Source organism: Bacillota bacterium, from assembly GCA_040754675.1.
Lineage (GTDB): Bacteria > Bacillota > Limnochordia > Limnochordales > Geochordaceae > Geochorda.
On record JBFMCJ010000080.1, the window covers coordinates 1 to 2,416 of the forward strand.

Here is a 2,416-nt window from a genome sequence, read left to right on the forward strand (position 1 = left end):
GCACCGCCGGCCCGGCGCGCAGCATGCCGGCGGAACTTGACAGCGGTTCCATAATGGTTACAATTACTTCTTGACTACCCATCGCGGGCGGCCACATCCACCAGCTTTTCACTAACTTCCTCACCTCTCGCCCTTCCAAGCCAGCGCAGGACGTTCTCGTGTCAGCGCCGGCCGTACCCCGGCCGGACACCGCGTTAGGCTTCACCCCGCACCCGGAGGACTGGGCAGGATGCAACTTGCATACCGGTGCGACTTTGCCGCACCCGCTGAGATCGTCTGGCAGGTGCTCCTCGACCCCGCCGTTCTGGCCCGGCGCCTCCCGGGCTGCAAGCGCCTCGAACCCTTAGGAGGCGGCATCTACGAAGCCCAGCTGGAGATCGGAATCGGACCCGTCAAGGGAAGCTACACCGGGCGGGTGCAGCTCGCCGACCTGAGCCCGCCCCGCAGCTACCGCCTCCTCGTGGAAGGAGGGGGCGGCCCCAGCTACGTGAAGGGGGAGGGCCGCATCGAGCTGTCCCCCAACGGCGAAGCCACGGTGATGACCTGCACGGGTGAAGCCGCGGTGAGCGGCATCCTGGCGGCGGTGGGCCAAAGGCTGCTGTCGAGCGCGGCGCGGGTGCTGATCGCCAGCTTCTTCGACGGCATGGCCCAGGAGGTCATCGCCCGCCGGGATGCGGCCAGCGGCCGCGGCAGCGTCGCCAGCGTCTGAACGGGCAAAAGGCGAGAAGGGGGGTGGGAGAGCCTCCGCTGCCTTCTGCGTCATCGCCGAGCGCGACAGGACCAAGGGGAGGTGATCTGGCCCCATGCAAAAAGAGCGTATCAGCGTTACGGTGAACGGCGTCGTTCACACCCACGAGGTCGAGCCCCGGCTGCTGCTGGTGCACTACCTGCGGGAAGTTCTGGGACTCACAGGGACCCACATCGGCTGCGACACGAGCCAGTGTGGAGCGTGCACGGTGCTGATGGACGGCCGGGCTGTCAAAGCGTGCACCGTGCTGGCCGTGCAGGCCGACGGCTGCCACATCACCACCATCGAAGGGCTGGCACAGGACGGCCGGCTCCATCCGCTGCAGGAGGCGTTCTGGGAGAACCACGGCCTGCAGTGCGGCTTCTGCACTCCCGGGATGATCATGGCCGCCGCCCAACTCCTTCTGGACAAGCCGGACCCCACCGGCGAGGAGATCCGCCACGGGCTCGAGGGTAACCTGTGCCGCTGCACCGGCTACCAGAACATCGTCAAAGCGGTGCAGGCCGCGGCAAAGGTCATGGCGGGGGCGGCAGCGGAGGTGCGGGCAGCTTCGTAGCCGGCGGACATGGGGCAGCCTTTCAACGAGGGGAGTGACCCGAAGGTCATGGCCAGCCTGTTTGGAACAGCAATCCGGCGGCGGGAAGACCCGCGCCTCATCACCGGCCGAGCCACCTACACCGATGACATCCGCCTTCCCGGGATGGCGTTCGCCGCCTTCCTGCGCAGCCCTCACGCCCATGCCCGCATCAAGCGCATCGATACCGCCAGGGCCAGGGAGCTTCCCGGCGTGCTGGCGGTCTTCACGGCGCAGGATCTGGACGGGCAGGTGGGTTGCATCCCGACGGCGTGGCTCGTGCCCAACGCCGACCTGAGGACACCGCCTCACCCGCCGCTAGCGGCCGACAGGGTGCGCTACGTGGGCGACGCGGTGGCCGTGGTGGTGGCCGAAGACCGCTACACCGCCCGGGACGCCCTCGACCTCATCGAGGTGGAGTACGAGCCGCTTCCGGCGGTCGTCAACCAGGAACAGGCCATGGAGCCGGGTGCCCCGCAGCTTCACGCCGAGGCGCCGGGCAACGTGGCGTTCCGCTGGACGTGCGGGGACCTGGCCAAAGCCGAGGCGGCCATCGACGAGGCGGGGCAGGCCCCCGACGGCGTGGTCGTTCGCCAGCGGCTGGTCAACCAGCGGCTGATCCCGAACGCCATGGAGACCCGCGGCTCGGTGGCGCAGTTCAACCCGGCCACGGGCGAGATGACCATCTGGCTCGCCTCGCAGAACCCCCACATCCACCGGGTGCTGCTTTCGGGCATTCTGGGCATCCCCGAACACAAGCTGCGCATCATCGCCCCCGAGGTGGGCGGCGGTTTCGGGAGCAAGATCCCCTGCTACGCCGAGGAGGCGCTGGTGGCTTTTGCCGCGCGCACGCTGGGGCGGCCTGTCAAGTGGTCGGAGGAGCGGCGGGAAAACTACATGGCCACCATCCACGGGCGCGACCACATCCACGACGTGGTCATCGCCGGGCGGCGGGACGGGACCATCACCGCCATCAAGGTGCGGGCGCTGGCGAACCTGGGAGCCTACCTGTCGACGGCGGCTCCGGGCGTGCCGACCATCCTGTTCGGGCTGATGCTCCAGGGGGCCTACCGCATCTCCAGCGTGGGGTGCGA

At 68.8% G+C, this 2,416-nt stretch carries 3 protein-coding genes; all 3 read left to right on the forward strand.

Annotated features, from left to right (window positions below; genetic code table 11):
- The first annotated feature begins 229 nt into the window (after positions 1-229).
- On the forward strand, positions 230-709 hold the full coding sequence (locus AB1609_06765; protein ID MEW6046167.1) for a carbon monoxide dehydrogenase subunit G: 480 nt from the start codon (positions 230-232) through the stop codon (positions 707-709).
- Between the two features lie 94 nt (positions 710-803).
- The gene (locus AB1609_06770; protein MEW6046168.1) at positions 804-1,304 is read left to right on the forward strand and encodes a (2Fe-2S)-binding protein; all 501 of its coding nucleotides are present in this window, start codon (positions 804-806) and stop codon (positions 1,302-1,304) included.
- 48 nt (positions 1,305-1,352) lie between these two features.
- Positions 1,353-2,416, forward strand: a 1,064-nt coding sequence (locus AB1609_06775) for a molybdopterin cofactor-binding domain-containing protein (protein ID MEW6046169.1), incomplete at its 3' end; no start/stop codon positions are given.

Excerpts from the sequence above, each read along its gene's own strand:
- AB1609_06765 (MEW6046167.1), top strand. The coding sequence starts at position 230 with ATGCAACTTGCATACCGGTGCGACTTTGCCGCACCCGCTGAGATCGTC.
- AB1609_06770 (MEW6046168.1), top strand. The coding sequence starts at position 804 with ATGCAAAAAGAGCGTATCAGCGTTACGGTGAACGGCGTCGTTCACACC.